This window comes from Agromyces sp. GXS1127 (assembly GCF_050565425.1).
Lineage (GTDB): Bacteria > Actinomycetota > Actinomycetes > Actinomycetales > Microbacteriaceae > Agromyces.
This window is the reverse complement of the sequence record NZ_JBOCIG010000004.1, coordinates 171,343-184,940: the sequence shown is the minus strand read 5'-3', so window position 1 is coordinate 184,940 and position 13,598 is coordinate 171,343. Positions and strand designations below refer to the sequence as shown.

Genomic DNA, 13,598 nt, shown 5'->3' with positions numbered 1-13,598 from the left:
CTAGTGGGACTCGGGTGACGGGACCGCCCAGGCGGCACCCCTCAGCGACCCACGAGCACGCGCTCGTACAGTGCTCGCGTCTCGGCCGCGATCGTGTCCCAGGCGAAGCGCTCCTCCGCACGCCGACGTCCTGCTGCGCCCATCTCGCGAGCGCGGGCGGGGTCGGCGACCACGCGCTCGAGCGCCGCCGCGAGGTCGGCCACGAAGCGGTCCGGGTCGAGCGGCGTTCCCGTGCCGTCGTCGGCCTGCTCGATGGGCACGAGGACGCCGGTGACGCCGTCGTCGACGACCTCGGGGATGCCGCCCGTTGCGGTCCCGACCACCGCGGCGCCGCATGCCATCGCCTCGAGGTTCACGATGCCGAGCGGCTCGTACACGGACGGGCAGACGAAGGCCGTCGCCGCGGTGAGGAGCGCCGTGAGCTCGTTCCGCGGCAGGTGCCGATCGATCCAGACCACGCCCTCGCGGGTCGCCGCCAGCTCGTCGACGAGCCCCGAGACCTCGGCCATGATCTCGGGCGTGTCCGGCGCGCCCGCGCAGAGCACGAGCTGCACGTCGGCCGGGAGCTCGCGGGCGGCGCGCAGCAGGTACGGCAGGCCCTTCTGTCGCGTGATCCGTCCGACGAACACGATCGAGGGCCGGTCGGGGTCGAGGCCGAGCGACCGCGCGAGGTCGGCGTCGTCGTTCGGGCGCCAGTCGGCGAGATCGATGCCGTTGTAGACGACCGAGACCTTCGCCGGGTCGATGTCGGGGTAGGACCGCAGGATGTCGCGTCGCATCCCGTCGCTGACGGCGATCACCGCGTCGGCGTCCTCGAACGAAGTGCGTTCGACCCAGCTCGACACCCGGTATCCGCCGCCGAGCTGCTCGGCCTTCCAGGGACGCAGCGGCTCGAGGCTGTGGGCGGTGACGACGTGCGGGATGCCGTGGAGCGCCTTCGCCGTGAAGCCCGCGAAGTTCGCGTACCAGGTGTGCGAGTGCACGAGGTCGGCGCCCCCGGCATCCTGCGCCATCAGGAGGTCGACGCCCATCGTCGACAGCGCCGCGTTGGCGGCCGCGAACTCGGCCGGCGTCGGATACGCCGTGGTGTCGGGTTCGTCGCGCAGCGCGCCGAAGCAGCGCACCTGCACCTCGATGTCGCGGCGGAGCGCACGGACCAGTTCGGCGACGTGGACGCCGGCGCCTCCGTAGATCTCGGGCGGGTACTCGCGGGTGAGCAGGTCGACGCGCATGCGGCAACGTTAGCCCGTCCCGGTCACGCGCCGTCAACCACCTGTCGGCGGCGGCATCCGGCTGACTACGCTGGGGCACATGGCTACGCGGAAGATCTTCGGCATCGTGCTCGCCGGCGGCGAAGGCAAGCGCCTCATGCCCCTGACGGAGGACCGCGCCAAGCCCGCGGTGCCGTTCGGCGGGCAGTACCGGCTGATCGACTTCGCGCTCTCGAACCTCATCAACTCGGGGCTCCGCCAGATCGTCGTCCTCACGCAGTACAAGTCCCACAGCCTCGACCGTCACGTGTCGCAGACGTGGCGCCTCGACGGCATGCTCGGCTCCTACGTGGCATCCGTGCCGGCGCAGCAGCGCCTCGGCAAGCGCTGGTTCTCCGGTTCGGCCGACGCGATCCTGCAGAGCCTCAACCTGATCTACGACGAGCAGCCCGACATCATCGTGGTGGTCGGCGCCGACCACGTCTACCGCATGGACTTCAGCCAGATGATCCAGGCCCACATCGACTCGGGCGCCGAGGCGACGGTCGCCGCCATCCGCCAGCCGATCTCGCTGGCCAACCAGTTCGGCGTGATCGAGGTCGACGCGAAGTCGCCCGAGCGCATCCACCGCTTCCTCGAGAAGCCGAGCGATCCCGAGGGGCTGCCCGACTCCCCCGGCGAGGTGCTCGCCTCGATGGGCAACTACGTCTTCAACGCCGACGCGCTGATCGACGCCGTCCTCCGTGACGGCGAGCGCACCGACTCCAGCCACGACATGGGCGGCGACATCATCCCCGCCTTCGTGGCGCAGGGCAAGGCCGGCGTCTACGACCTCAAGGGCAACGACGTGCCGGGCTCGACCGACCGCGATCGGTACTACTGGCGCGACGTGGGAACGATCGACTCGTTCTTCGAAGCGCACCAGGACCTGATCTCGGTGCTCCCCGTCTTCAACCTGTACAACCAGGAGTGGCCGATCTTCAGTCAGCAGGTGAACTCGCCGCCCGCGAAGTTCACGCGCGACGCGCGCGGGTCGCTCGGCACCGTGATCGACTCGATCGTCTCCCTCGGCTCCGTCATCTCGGGGGCGCACGTGGAGCGCAGCGTGCTCGGGCCCTGGGCCATCGTCGGGTCGGGCGCCAACGTGTCGGACTCGATCCTGTTCGACCGCGCGCGCATCGAGGCGGGTGCGACGGTGCGTCGCGCCATCCTCGACAAGGAGGTCGTCGTCGAGGCCGGCGCCCACATCGGCGTCGACCGCGCCGAGGACCGCGCCCGAGGGTTCGTCGTCACCGACAGCGGCATCACCGTCGTGGGCAAGGGCTCCCACGTCCGGAAGCACGCGTGAGTCGCGGCACCACCGGCCGCGAGGGCGGCCTGCTCGTCGTGCTCGACGCCGACTCGACGCTGATCCGCGAGGAGGCCATCGAGCTGCTCGCCGAGGCGGCCGGCAGCCTCGAGCACGTGGCCGCGGTGACCGAGCGCGCGATGCGCGGCGAGCTCGACTTCGCAGCGAGCCTGCGCGAACGCGTCGCGACGCTCGCCGGGCTCCCCGTCGCCGAGGTGCTCGCCGCGCGCGACCGGCTCACGCCGACTCCCGGGGTGCAGGAACTCATCGACGGCGTGCACGCGGCGGGCGGGCGCGTGGGGGTCGTCTCCGGAGGATTCCACGAGCTCCTCGATCCGCTCGCCGAGCGTCTCGGGCTCGACTTCTGCCGCGCGAACCGGCTCGAGGTGGCCGACGAGCGCCTCACCGGGCGAGTGCTCGGCGACATCGTGGACGCGGAGGCGAAGCGCCGTTCGCTCGAGGAGTGGGCCGCGGCATCCGGCACCCCGCACTCGCGGACGATTGCGGTCGGCGACGGCGCGAACGACCTGCGGATGCTCGATCGCGCGGCGCTCGGCGTCGCGTTCTGCGCGAAGCCGGTCGTGCGGGCGCAGGCGGATGTCGCGATCGATCGCGTCGACCTGAGCGACGTCCTGGCACTCGCGGGCCTCCGCGGCTGATCGCGGCTGTCCGCGCGGGGCTGGGAGTCGCATCCGAACCCCTCGCGGCGCGCTCCGGTTGTGCCTAGCCTGACCCCATGACCGGCCGCACCGTCGCACGCTCGTCCGCCGTGGGCGCGTTCGCCGCGCTCCTCCTCTTCTCGGTCGCATCGCCGGCCGTGGCGAGTCCGCCGTCGTCGGCGGGCGGTGGTGCGGTCGAATCGATCATCGACCTGCCCGACGGCTTCCAGCCCGAGGGCATCGCGATCGCGCCGGGCGGCACCGCCTACTTCGGATCGCTCGCCGACGGCGACATCTACGCGGCCGACCTCCGGACCGGCGAGGGTGCTGTGGTCAGCGCGGGTCCCGGCACGCCGTCCGTCGGACTCGACCTCGACGCGCGCGGGCGGCTGTTCGTCTCGGGCGGCCCGGCCGGCGATGCGCGCGTGATCGACCCGGCGACCGGCGACGTCCTGGCCTCGTACCAGCTCACGAGCGGGTCCGCCTTCATCAACGACGTCATCGTGACGCGGGATGCCGCGTGGTTCACGAACAGCTTCGCGGGCGAGCTGTACCGGCTTCCGCTCGGACCGGGCGGGGCGCTCCCCGACCCTTCGGAGGTCGAGACCGTCACGCTCGGCGGGGACTGGGTGCAGCAGGGCGGCTTCGATGCGAACGGCATCGTGGAGACGCCCGACCACCGGGCGCTGCTCGTGATGCAGAGCTCGACGGCCACGGTGTACCGGGTCGACCCGGCCACCGGCGATGCGACCGCGGTCGACCTCGGCGGCGCGAGCCTCCCGAACGGCGACGGGATGCTCGTCATCGGCCGCACGCTGTACGTCGTGCAGAACCAGCTGAACCGGGTCGCCGAGATCCGTCTCGACCCGGCAGGCACGACGGGCGAGGTCGTCGACACCCTGACGAGCCCCGACTTCGACGTCCCGACGACGGTCGACTCCTTCGGCGACGGGCTGTACCTGCCGAATGCGCGGTTCGGAACGCCGCCGACGCCGTCGACGAGCTACCAGGCCGTGCGCATCGACCGCTGAGGCGAGTCCGCTGGCGTCAGTGCCCCATGCCGAGGCCGCCGTCGACCGGGATGACGGCGCCGGAGATGTAGCCCGCGTCGTCGCCCGAGACCCACGAGACGACCTTGGCGACCTCCGACGGGGTCGCGAAGCGGCCGGCGGGGATGCTCTTCTTGTACTCGGCCTGCTGCGCCTCCGGGAGCGCGTCCGTCATGTCGGTCTCGATGAAGCCCGGCGCGATGACGTTCGCGGTGATGTTCCGGGCGCCCAGCTCGCGCGTGATCGAGCGGGCCATGCCGACGAGCGCGGCCTTCGACGAGGAGTAGTTGACCTGACCGGCGCCGCCGTAGAGGCCGACGACGCTCGAGATGAGGACGATGCGGCCGAAGCGCGCCTTCAGCATGCCCTTCGAGGCGCGCTTGACGACGCGGAACGCGCCCGTGAGGTTGGTGTCGACGACGCTCGTGAACTCCTCCTCGCTCATGCGCATGAGGAGGGTGTCGCGCGTGATGCCCGCGTTCGCCACGACGACCTCGACCGGGCCGAGCTCGGCCTCGATCTCGGTGAACGCCCGGTCGATCGACTCGGCGTCGGTCACGTCGGCGCGCACCGTGAGCGTGCCCGTGGGGCCGTCGCCCGAACGTGCGGTGACTGCGACACGGTGGCCCTGCGCCACGAACTCCTCGGCGATCGCGTACCCGATCCCCCGGTTGCCTCCGGTCACCAGCACCGTGCGGCTCGTGGTCATGACGTGACTCCGTCTCTCTCGGGGGTGGACGCGAGCGCGGGTGATTCCAGCGCGGCCGTCAGGGGTGGGTGCGCGGCCGGTGCCGCGCGAACCGTCCCAGCATAGAGGTTGCCGAGTGCGCGGCATCCGTCGCCCGCTGCGGACGTAGGCTTGAGGTGAGGAGCGCCGCAGTCCACGGCGACCACCATGAAGCACCAGCCCCTGCAGTCGATCACGTCGCTGCCGCCGTCGCCCGACGACGAGCGCCGCTCGCGGATGATCAAGTACACGGTGATGATGTCGATCCGTGTCGCGTGCATCGTCGCGCTGCTGTTCGTGGACGGCTGGTGGCTGCTCGTGTTCGCACTCGGCGCGGTGTTCCTGCCGTACTTCGCGGTCGTCGTCGCCAACGTCGCGACGACCCGCGGCTCGGCCGTGGAGCGCCCGGGCGGGCTCGTCCCACTGCGCCGCGCCGACGGCGGCACCGACTGGACCGAAGCGGATGCCGCCGGACCGCCCGCCGACGCCGCCGGGCCGGGCCCCGATGCCCCGCCTGCGGACCGGGCGGAGCGCCCCGAGCGCCATCACGATGCGGAGGGCGACCGGTGATCGGCCTCTCCTCGGCCGCCCCGCAGGGCGGCTGCTCCCGCGCGGGATGTCGCGAGGCCGCCGCCTGGCGGATCGACTGGCGGAACCCGAAGATCCACGCCGAGGATCGCGTCAAGACCTGGCTCGCGTGCGACGAGCACGTCGACTACCTGCGCGACTTCCTCGGCTCCCGCTCGTTCCCCGTGCGGGTCGAGCCGTTCGAGACGACGGATGCCGCCCCGTCGGCGCCACTCGGCCGCGACACGTCCGCGGGCGGTGGTCCCGCGTGACCGAGTGGCGGTTCCTCGCCTCGCCCCGGTGGGCGGGCTACCTCGCGCTCGTGATCGTCTTCGCGATCGCGTGCTCGGCGCTCGGCACCTGGCAGCTGAACCGGCGCGCCGAGGCGCTCGCCGAGGTCGCCCGCATCGACGCCAACTACGACGCCGACCCGGTGCCGCTCGACGAGGCGCTCCCGGAACTCGACGGGTTCGACGTCGACCAGCGGTGGCAGGTGGTCTCGGCGACCGGCGAGTACCTCCTCTCCGAGGAGGTCGTGGTGCGCAACCGCCCGTGCGGCGGCAGCACGGGCTTCGAGGTGCTCACGCCCTTCCTGCTCGCGGACGGCACGGTCTTCATGGTCGACCGGGGCTGGATTCCGCAGGACTCCGACGGTCGCCCCTCCGAGGTCCCTGCGCCGCCCGCCGGCGAGGTCGAGATCTCCGCGCGGCTCAAGGCCGGCGAGGGGCGGATCGCGGGCCGCACCTCGTCGGGCGCCGAGTTCGCGACCATCGACCTCGCCGAGCTCGCCGACCGCGTCGGCGTCCCGGCCTACACGGGCGCCTACGGCATCCTCATCCAGTCGGGAGCCGAGGCGAGCGAACCGCCCGTCGCCCTCCCCCGGCCGGTGCGCGACGAGGGCCCGCACCTCTCCTACGCCCTGCAGTGGTTCGTGTTCGCGCTGCTCGCGTTCATCGCGCTCGGCTGGTTCGCGAACCAGGAGCGCAGGGCGCTGGCGACGGATGCCCCGGGACCGGAGTCGGCCGATGCGGATGCGACCGCCGGGCGTCCTTCGGGTCCTGATCGCACCACGGCCCGCCGGCCGGCTCGGGCCTCCGCGCCGCGTGCGCGCCCGGCGAAGCCGGCCCGCGCGCGTTCCGACGCCGACGTCGAAGACGAGATCCTGGACCGCCGGTAGGGAGCCCCGCCGGCACCGCCGCTCGCGCGGGAGGCGCGCCGCGGCATCCGTTCACGAACCGCGCAGGATCGAGGCCATCTTCTTGCCGCGGGCGACCTCGTCGACGAGCTTGTCCATGTAGCGGATCTTCTGCATGAGCGGATCCTCGATCTCCTCGACGCGGATGCCGCAGATCACCCCCGTGATGAGCGCGGCGTCGGGGTTGAAGGCCGGCGCGTCGGCGAAGAACTGCTCGAGCGTGCGCCCGTCGCTGATCGCCTCATCGAGGCCGGCCTCGTCGTACCCCGTGAGCCACCGGATCACCTGGTCGACCTCCGCCCTGCTGTGGTGCTTGCGCTCGACCTTCTGCACGTACAGCGGGTGGATGCTGCTGAAGCTCATGCCGTAGATCCGGTGTCCGGCCACGTGCGACTCCTCCTCCGTCGAAGCGGGGTCCCCGCCTCGGTCAGCCTACGGGGCGCTGCCAGGGGTCGTCCGTACTCGTCCGGGGTGCGCGCGTCCACGAGCTCGCGGCGCTGGACGTGGATCGGGGTGCCGGCGAAGAGGAGGTTCCCGCCGCAGTGGTCCGCGTGCAGGTGCGTCGAGAGTCACGACGCCGCGAGCCGGACCACCGTCGTGCCCTACGCCAACTCGATGAGCTCCTGGTACTCGCGACTCCAGTGGTCCTCGACGCCGTCGGGCATGATGAGCACGCGCTCGGGATTCAGCGACTCGACCGCGCCGGGGTCGTGGGAGACGAGGACGACCGCGCCCTCGTAGTGCGCGAGCGCGTCGAGGATCTCCTCGCGGCTGGCGGGGTCGAGGTTGTTCGTCGGCTCGTCGAGGAGGAGCACGTTCGCCCCGGAGACGACGATGGTCGCGAGCGCGAGGCGGGTCTTCTCGCCGCCGGAGAGCACGCCGGCGGGCTTGTGCACGTCGTCGCCGGTGAAGAGGAACGAGCCGAGCACCTTGCGCGCCTCGGTCTCGGTGAGGTTGGGCGAGGCGCTGACCATGTTCTGGAGCACGGTCCGCGAGACGTCGAGCGTCTCGTGCTCCTGCGCGTAGTAGCCGATCCGGAGTCCGTGGCCGGCCTCCACGACACCGCTGTCGGGCCGGTCGACGCCGGCGAGGATGCGCAGCAGGGTCGTCTTGCCCGCGCCGTTCAGGCCGATGATGACGACCTTCGAGCCCCGGTCGATCGCGAGGTCGACGGCGGTGAAGATCTCGAGCGAGCCGTAGCTCTTCGACAGGTCGGCCGCCGTGAGCGGCGTGCGGCCGCAGGGCGCGGGCGTCGGGAACCGGAGCTTCGCGACCCGGTCGACCGCGCGCACCTCGTCGAGGCCGGCGAGCAGCTTCTCGGCGCGCGCGACCATCTGGTGGGCGGCGGCGGCCTTCGACGCCTTCGCGCCGAAGCGCGCGGCCTGCTGCTGCAGGGCGGACGCCTTCTTCTCGGCGTTGGCACGCTCCTTCTTGCGGCGCTCCTCGTCGGCGGCGCGCTGGCGGAGGTAGTGCTTCCAGCCCATGTTGTACACGTCGATGAGCGACCGATTCGCGTCGAGGTAGAACACGCGGTTCACGACCTCGCCGACGAGCTCGACGTCGTGGCTGATGACGATGACGCCGCCCCTGTAGTTCTTCAGGAACTCGCGGAGCCACACGACGGAGTCGGCGTCGAGGTGGTTGGTGGGCTCGTCGAGGATCATCGTGTCGGCGTCGGAGAAGAGGATGCGCGCGAGCTCGATGCGGCGGCGCTGGCCGCCGGACAGCGTCTTCAGCGGCTGGTCGAGGATCCGGTCGGGCAGGTTCAGGTTCGACGCGATCGACGCGGCCTCGGCTTCAGCGGCGTAGCCTCCGAGCGCGGTGAAGCGGTCGGTCAGCGTGCCGAAGCGCTTCATCGCCTTCTCCGCGACCGCAGGGTCGGTCGAGCCCATCTTCTCGGACGCCTCGCGCATGCCGACGACGATCGAGCCGAGCCCGCGCGCGTCGAGGATGCGCGTGCGCGCGAGCATCTCGGGGTCGCCCGAGCGGGGGTCCTGCGGCAGGTAACCGATCTCGCCCGAACGGTCGATCCGCCCGCCGGTCGGCAGGGTCTCCCCCGCGAGCGTCTTCGTGAGCGTCGTCTTGCCGGCGCCGTTGCGCCCGACGAGCCCGATCTTGTCGCCGGCCGTGACGCGGAAGCTCACGTCCTCCATGAGCACGCGCGCGCCGACGCGGATCTCGAGATCGTGGACGGCGAGCACGGTGACCTCCGGGCGGGAACAGGGTGGGGTGGCGTGCCGAGCGGCACAGCCCTCCAGTCTAGCCGGGGCGGCGGATGCCTCGTGTCGGCGGTGCACGGCAGACTGGCCGCATGCCGACCGGTTCGTCCCAGCTCACGCGTGCGGTGCGCCTGCACTCGCACGGGTTCCGCACGCCGGCCGACGACGCCGTGGGCGTCGTCGAGCGACTCGGGGCGGTCCAGGCGCAGGACCTGGGCGCGGCGAAGTGGGCGATCGGGTCGCGGATGACGCGGCCCGCGCCGGAGTCGATCGACGCCGCCCTCGCCGGGCGGCGCATCGTCCGTTCGTGGCCGATGCGCGGAACGCTGCACATCCTGCCGACCCGGCTGTTGCGTCCGACGCTGCGGTTGACGTCGCCCCGGGTGCTCGCGAATGCGCGACTCCGGCACGAGCGGCTCGAGCTCGGTGACGTCGAGTACCGCGCTGCGCGCGACGCAGTCGAGCGCGCGCTCGCCGGGGGCGGCACCGCGACGCGCGACGAACTCGCCTCGCTGTGGAGCGAGGCGGGCATCGAGGCGACCGGTCCGCGAACCTACCACCTGATCTGGTGGCTCGCGCTCGACGGCGTGCTCTGCGGCGGCCCGGTCGCCGGGCGCGTGCAGCACTTCGCGCTGCTCGACGAGTGGGCGCCCGCGGGGGCAGACGAGCCCGAGACGGCCGAGCAGACGCTCGCCGAGCTGTTCACGGCGTACCTCCGCGGCCACGGCCCGGCGACGCTCGCCGACTTCGCGTGGTGGACCGGCCTGACGGTGCGCGACACGCGAACCGCGCTCCATGCGGCGGGCGAGCGGGTCGAGCGCTTCGTGGACGGCACCGCCGATGACGGGCCCGACCGGTACGTCGGCGCCGGTGCGACGGATGCCGCGGCATCCCGGCCGAGCGGCGCGCTCGCGCTCGCCGGGTTCGACGAGTACTACCTCGGCTACGCCGACCGCTCCCCGGTGTGCGACCCGCGATTCGGCGACCTCGTGATCCCCGGCGGCAACGGCGTGTTCCAGCCGGTGCTGGTCCTCGACGGGCGCGTCGTGGGCACGTGGAAGCGCAGCGGCACCGCTGCGAAGCCGCGTGTCGGGCTGCGGTGGTTCGAGACGCCGACCGCGTCGGCGGAACGCCGGTTCGAGCGCCCGCTCCGGGCGTGGGCGAGGTTCCAGGGCACCGACCTGCAGGGCATCGACTCGACCGTCGCGTGACCGCGGGGCGCCCGAGCAGGCCGCACACGCGGCCGAGGGGCCGCACCGGCGTCCGCCGATGCGACCCCTCGTCGCGTCATCCGCCCGGACGAACCGAGCGACGTGCGATCACTCCTGGACGAGCGCCGCCTGGAGGTCGATGGTGATCGTGACCTGCTCGCCGACGAGGACCCCGCCGGTCTCGAGGGTCGCGTTCCAGGTGAGGCCGAAGTCCTCGCGGTTGATCACGGTCTTCGCCGTGGCGCCGCCCTTGTAGTTGCCGTACGGGTCGGTGCCGAAGCCGCCGAAGTCGAAGTCGAACGTGACCGGCTTCGTGACGCCCTTGATCGTCAGGTCGCCGTCCACCTTGAACTCGCCGCCCTCGACCCGGACGCCCGTCGAGACGAACTCGATCGTCGGGTACTGGTCGGCCTGGAAGAAGTCGTTGGTGCGCAGGTGCGCGTCGCGGTTGGGCTCGTTGGTGTTGATGGACGCGACCTCGGCCGTGGCGGTCACGCGCGAGTCGAGCGGGTCCTCGCCGGTCACGAAGCTGGCGTCGAAGCGCTCGAACTTGCCCTTGACCTTGCTGATCATCAGGTGGCGGACGCTGAAGGCCACCTCGCTGTGGGTCGGGTCGACCTTCCAAGTGCCGGCGCGGTAGCCGGGGATCTCGAGGTTCGTCGCGGTCGTCGTCATTCGGGTCTCTCTCCCAGTCGTTGCGGTGCCGGGCCGGATGGCCACGATGAATGCAAACGTATCGAATGACGCGATCTATTCCCTGAGTGCCGCCTCACCGTGCGCCGACGCGATCGTGCGGCGGAGTTCCAGCACGCGGATCGCCGCCTCCTCGAGGCGATCCGACGGGATCCGGCCGTCGGCCACCGCGCCGGCGATGGATGCCGCAAGGCCCTCGACACTGATCCCGAACTCCGACGGGTCGGCCGGCAGGACGTAGAGCAGCAGGTCGCTGCCGGCCGCGACCGCCCGGATGGCGTTCTCGCCGGGGTCGGCGTACTCGGCGAGCCCGTTGTGCTGCAGCATCAGCATGTCATCCGTGACGAGCACGCCCTCGAAGCCGAGTTCGTCGCGGAGGACGTCGTGCCATGCGGCCGACAGCGACGCCGGCGCGTCGTCCACCGCGGGATAGCTGAGGTGCCCGGTCATCACGAGTTCGACGTCGGCGTCGATCGCCGCTGCGAACGGCAGCGCCGGGCCGGCACGCCATTCGTCGAGCGTCAACGGCGCCGACGGAACCGACACATGGGAGTCGCCCGGTGCCGCGCCGTGCCCCGGGAAGTGCTTGACCGTGCTGGCGACGGTCCCCCGTTCGCCGTCGACGGCTGCGGCGACGTGCTCGGCCGACGACTGCGGGGTCGTGCCGAGGACGCGGTCGTAGATGAACGACCCCGCGTCGTCCGTGACATCCGCCACGATCCCGAAGTTGATGTTGACCCCGGATGCCGCGAGGGCCGCCGCGCGCGCGGCGTATGCCTCGCGCGTCGCCGAGGCCGGCCCGTCGCGCAGGTCGTACGGCGCGGGCGCCGGATCCCAGGCGATGCGGCTGACGATTCCGCCCTCCTGGTCGATGCCGATGAGCGTCGCCGCCTCGGGGTCGTCCTGGAGGGCGCCGGTGAGTGCGGCGAGCTCCGCCTCCGAGCCCGGGATGTTGTCGCCCATGAGGATGACGCCGGCGATGCCCTGGTCGAGCAGCGCGCGCATCGCGTCGGGGTCGGTGCCCGGCGCGTGGAGCATCAGCAGCGACGCGGCGCGCTCCTCGTCCGTCATCGCCGCCACCCGGTCCGCCGCCCACTCGGCGGGTGTCGGAGGCGTCGGCGTCGGCGTGGGCGACGGGGTCGAGCCGGCCTCGCTCGTCGCGGCGGGGGCCGACGGACCCGTCGTCGCGCAGCCCGCGAGGAGCGCCGCGCCGAACACGAGCGCGGCGACCGACAGCGAACCTGCTCTCCGACGCACCCGGGGAGTCTACGCGGCGCCGCTGTGCGCGTCGCACGGCCGCCCGGTGGAGACTGGATCCGTGAGCGACGACCTCGATTCCGCGACCGCGCAGGCGGTCCTCCGACGGCACGCGGCGGATGCCACGCTGATGGCCGGCGGCGCCGCGGCCATCCTGCTCCAGCTCGCCGACCCCCGCGTCGCCGCCGGGGTTGCGCGCCACAGCCGGTTCCGCGACCGCCCGCTCGACCGGCTGGTCGGCACGCACGCGTACCTCACCGCGCTCGTGTTCGGCGACGACCGCGACATCCGGCACGTCTCTCGGATCGTGGATGCGAGGCATGCGCGGGTTCGCGGGGCGGGCGAGCATCCGCACCGTCCCGCCTACGACGCGCGCGACGCCGACGCGCAGCGATGGGTCGCCGCCACCCTGCTGGCCGTCGCACTCGAGCTGGAGGAGCGACTCACCGGCTCGCCGCTCGACACGGCGACCGCCGACGCGCTCGTCCGGGGCTACGCCCCGATCGCGGCGCGCCTCCAGGGGGCCCCGGCGGGCTGGCCCGAGACGCGGGCGGAGTTCGACGCCTGGTGGGCCGACCGGGTCGGCGCGCTGCGCGTCGGCGCCGACGCCAGGTCGGTCGCGCGCGACCTCCTGATGGGCGTCGGGCTGCCGCCGATGCTCGTCCCCGTCATGGTCCCCGTGCGGCTCGTCACGGCGGCGCTCCTGCCGCCCGCGCTGCGTGCCGCGTACGGGATTCGCTGGACCCCGCGCATCCGACGAGCGGCCCACGGATGGCTCGTCACGATCGCCCTGCTCCGCCGGATCGTCCCGGCGCAGGTCCGCGCGATCCCGACGCGGGCATCGCTCCGTCGGGTCCGGCGGCGCAGCCGGTACGCTGGGCACTGACCCGAGGACGACGATGACCCAACACGCACCGCACAACGACGAGCCGCTCGACGCGATCGACCGGCGGATCGTCGCGGAGCTCAGCCGGGACGGCCGCCTCTCGGTGCGGACCCTCGCCGAACGCGTGCACATCTCCCGCACGGCGGCGCACAATCGGGTCATCGCCCTCCAGCAGCGCGGGGTCATCACCGGCTTCGGCGCGCAGATCGACCGGAGGTCCATCGGGCTCAACATCTCGGCGCTCGTCGTCGTCCGGATCGGCGACGTGTCGTGGGAGTCGATCGCGGCCAAGCTCGCCACGCTGCCGTTCGTCGAGAAGGTGCAGGCGGTCTCCGGCGACATCGACATCATCCTGACGGTGAGTGCTCCCGACCACGAGCAGCTCAGCCAGGCGATCCTCCGCGACATCCACGACATGCCCGGTGTCGTGTCGACGCGCTCGCATCTGATCCTGGAGGAGCTCGACGGCCGACCCCCCGCGCAGTCGCTGGACATCTGGCGCGCCTGAGCCCGTCGCGGTAGGACGATCGGTCCGTGTTTCGCCGTTCCGGTGCCGATCGTTCACGGTTGCCTCGT

At 72.3% G+C, this 13,598-nt stretch carries 16 protein-coding genes; 9 read left to right on the top strand and 7 right to left on the bottom strand.

Going from position 1 to position 13,598, the window contains the following annotated elements; genetic code table 11:
- Positions 1-41: 41 nt before the first annotated feature.
- Positions 42-1,232: a glycogen synthase gene (glgA, locus tag ACQ393_RS08860; RefSeq protein WP_430646461.1), complete on the bottom strand. Its 1,191-nt coding sequence runs from the start codon at positions 1,230-1,232 to the stop codon at positions 42-44.
- A 79-nt stretch (positions 1,233-1,311) separates the two neighbouring features.
- Here glgA and glgC point away from each other — a divergent pair, with 79 nt between their 5' ends.
- The 3 genes from glgC (at position 1,312) to ACQ393_RS08845 (ending at position 4,249) form a co-directional block, all read left to right on the top strand.
- Positions 1,312-2,559 (top strand): glucose-1-phosphate adenylyltransferase, encoded by a 1,248-nt coding sequence (glgC, locus tag ACQ393_RS08855; protein WP_430646460.1) that lies wholly within the window; start codon positions 1,312-1,314, stop codon positions 2,557-2,559.
- Entirely contained in the window at positions 2,556-3,218 is a 663-nt protein-coding gene (gene serB / locus ACQ393_RS08850) for a phosphoserine phosphatase SerB (protein WP_430646459.1), read from the top strand. Before glgC ends, serB begins: the two co-directional genes overlap by 4 nt.
- A 77-nt stretch (positions 3,219-3,295) precedes the next feature.
- A complete protein-coding gene (locus ACQ393_RS08845) occupies positions 3,296-4,249 on the top strand; it encodes an SMP-30/gluconolactonase/LRE family protein (RefSeq protein WP_430646458.1) in 954 nt (317 codons plus the stop codon).
- Positions 4,250-4,265: 16 nt separating this feature from the next.
- On the opposite strand, the gene fabG is transcribed toward ACQ393_RS08845, so the two are convergent.
- Positions 4,266-4,976: a 3-oxoacyl-ACP reductase FabG gene (gene fabG / locus ACQ393_RS08840; protein ID WP_430646457.1), complete on the bottom strand. Its 711-nt coding sequence runs from the start codon at positions 4,974-4,976 to the stop codon at positions 4,266-4,268.
- Positions 4,977-5,162: 186 nt separating this feature from the next.
- On the opposite strand from fabG, the gene ACQ393_RS08835 reads away from it, so the two are divergent.
- The 3 genes from ACQ393_RS08835 to ACQ393_RS08825 are packed head-to-tail and all read left to right on the top strand — an operon-like array spanning position 5,163 to position 6,738.
- On the top strand, positions 5,163-5,564 hold the full coding sequence (locus ACQ393_RS08835; RefSeq protein WP_430646456.1) for a DUF3099 domain-containing protein: 402 nt from the start codon (positions 5,163-5,165) through the stop codon (positions 5,562-5,564).
- Positions 5,561-5,833: a hypothetical protein gene (locus ACQ393_RS08830; RefSeq protein WP_430646455.1), complete on the top strand. Its 273-nt coding sequence runs from the start codon at positions 5,561-5,563 to the stop codon at positions 5,831-5,833. The genes ACQ393_RS08835 and ACQ393_RS08830 overlap by 4 nt, the downstream gene beginning before the upstream one ends.
- A complete protein-coding gene (locus tag ACQ393_RS08825) occupies positions 5,830-6,738 on the top strand; it encodes an SURF1 family cytochrome oxidase biogenesis protein (protein WP_430646454.1) in 909 nt (302 codons plus the stop codon). The genes ACQ393_RS08830 and ACQ393_RS08825 overlap by 4 nt, the downstream gene beginning before the upstream one ends.
- A 51-nt stretch (positions 6,739-6,789) precedes the next feature.
- Here the strand turns inward: ACQ393_RS08825 and ACQ393_RS08820 are convergent, their stop codons facing one another.
- Genes ACQ393_RS08820 through ACQ393_RS08810 form a run of 3 tightly spaced genes read right to left on the bottom strand, consistent with a single transcriptional unit; the run spans position 6,790 to position 8,957 of the window.
- The gene (locus ACQ393_RS08820; RefSeq protein WP_430646453.1) at positions 6,790-7,143 is read right to left on the bottom strand and encodes a DUF2200 domain-containing protein; all 354 of its coding nucleotides are present in this window, start codon (positions 7,141-7,143) and stop codon (positions 6,790-6,792) included.
- A complete protein-coding gene (locus tag ACQ393_RS08815) occupies positions 7,116-7,313 on the bottom strand; it encodes a hypothetical protein (protein ID WP_430646715.1) in 198 nt (65 codons plus the stop codon). The genes ACQ393_RS08820 and ACQ393_RS08815 overlap by 28 nt, the downstream gene beginning before the upstream one ends.
- A gap of 45 nt (positions 7,314-7,358) precedes the next feature.
- Entirely contained in the window at positions 7,359-8,957 is a 1,599-nt protein-coding gene (locus ACQ393_RS08810) for an ABC-F family ATP-binding cassette domain-containing protein (protein ID WP_430646452.1), read from the bottom strand.
- A 110-nt stretch (positions 8,958-9,067) separates the two neighbouring features.
- Between ACQ393_RS08810 and ACQ393_RS08805 the strand changes: the two genes are divergently transcribed.
- A complete protein-coding gene (locus ACQ393_RS08805) occupies positions 9,068-10,186 on the top strand; it encodes a winged helix DNA-binding domain-containing protein (protein ID WP_430646451.1) in 1,119 nt (372 codons plus the stop codon).
- 108 nt (positions 10,187-10,294) lie between these two features.
- On the opposite strand, the gene ACQ393_RS08800 is transcribed toward ACQ393_RS08805, so the two are convergent.
- Together ACQ393_RS08800 and ACQ393_RS08795 are read right to left on the bottom strand one after the other, a co-directional pair.
- Positions 10,295-10,861, bottom strand: coding sequence for a YceI family protein (locus ACQ393_RS08800; protein WP_430646450.1), 567 nt, complete (start codon positions 10,859-10,861; stop codon positions 10,295-10,297).
- A 75-nt stretch (positions 10,862-10,936) separates the two neighbouring features.
- Positions 10,937-12,136, bottom strand: a complete 1,200-nt coding sequence (locus tag ACQ393_RS08795; protein WP_430646449.1) for a glycoside hydrolase family 3 N-terminal domain-containing protein — start codon at positions 12,134-12,136, stop codon at positions 10,937-10,939.
- A 61-nt stretch (positions 12,137-12,197) separates the two neighbouring features.
- Here ACQ393_RS08795 and ACQ393_RS08790 point away from each other — a divergent pair, with 61 nt between their 5' ends.
- Both ACQ393_RS08790 and ACQ393_RS08785 read left to right on the top strand, forming a co-directional pair.
- A complete protein-coding gene (locus ACQ393_RS08790; RefSeq protein WP_430646448.1) occupies positions 12,198-13,022 on the top strand; it encodes an oxygenase MpaB family protein in 825 nt (274 codons plus the stop codon).
- A gap of 13 nt (positions 13,023-13,035) precedes the next feature.
- Entirely contained in the window at positions 13,036-13,530 is a 495-nt protein-coding gene (locus ACQ393_RS08785; RefSeq protein ID WP_430646447.1) for an Lrp/AsnC family transcriptional regulator, read from the top strand.
- Positions 13,531-13,598 lie beyond the last annotated feature (68 nt).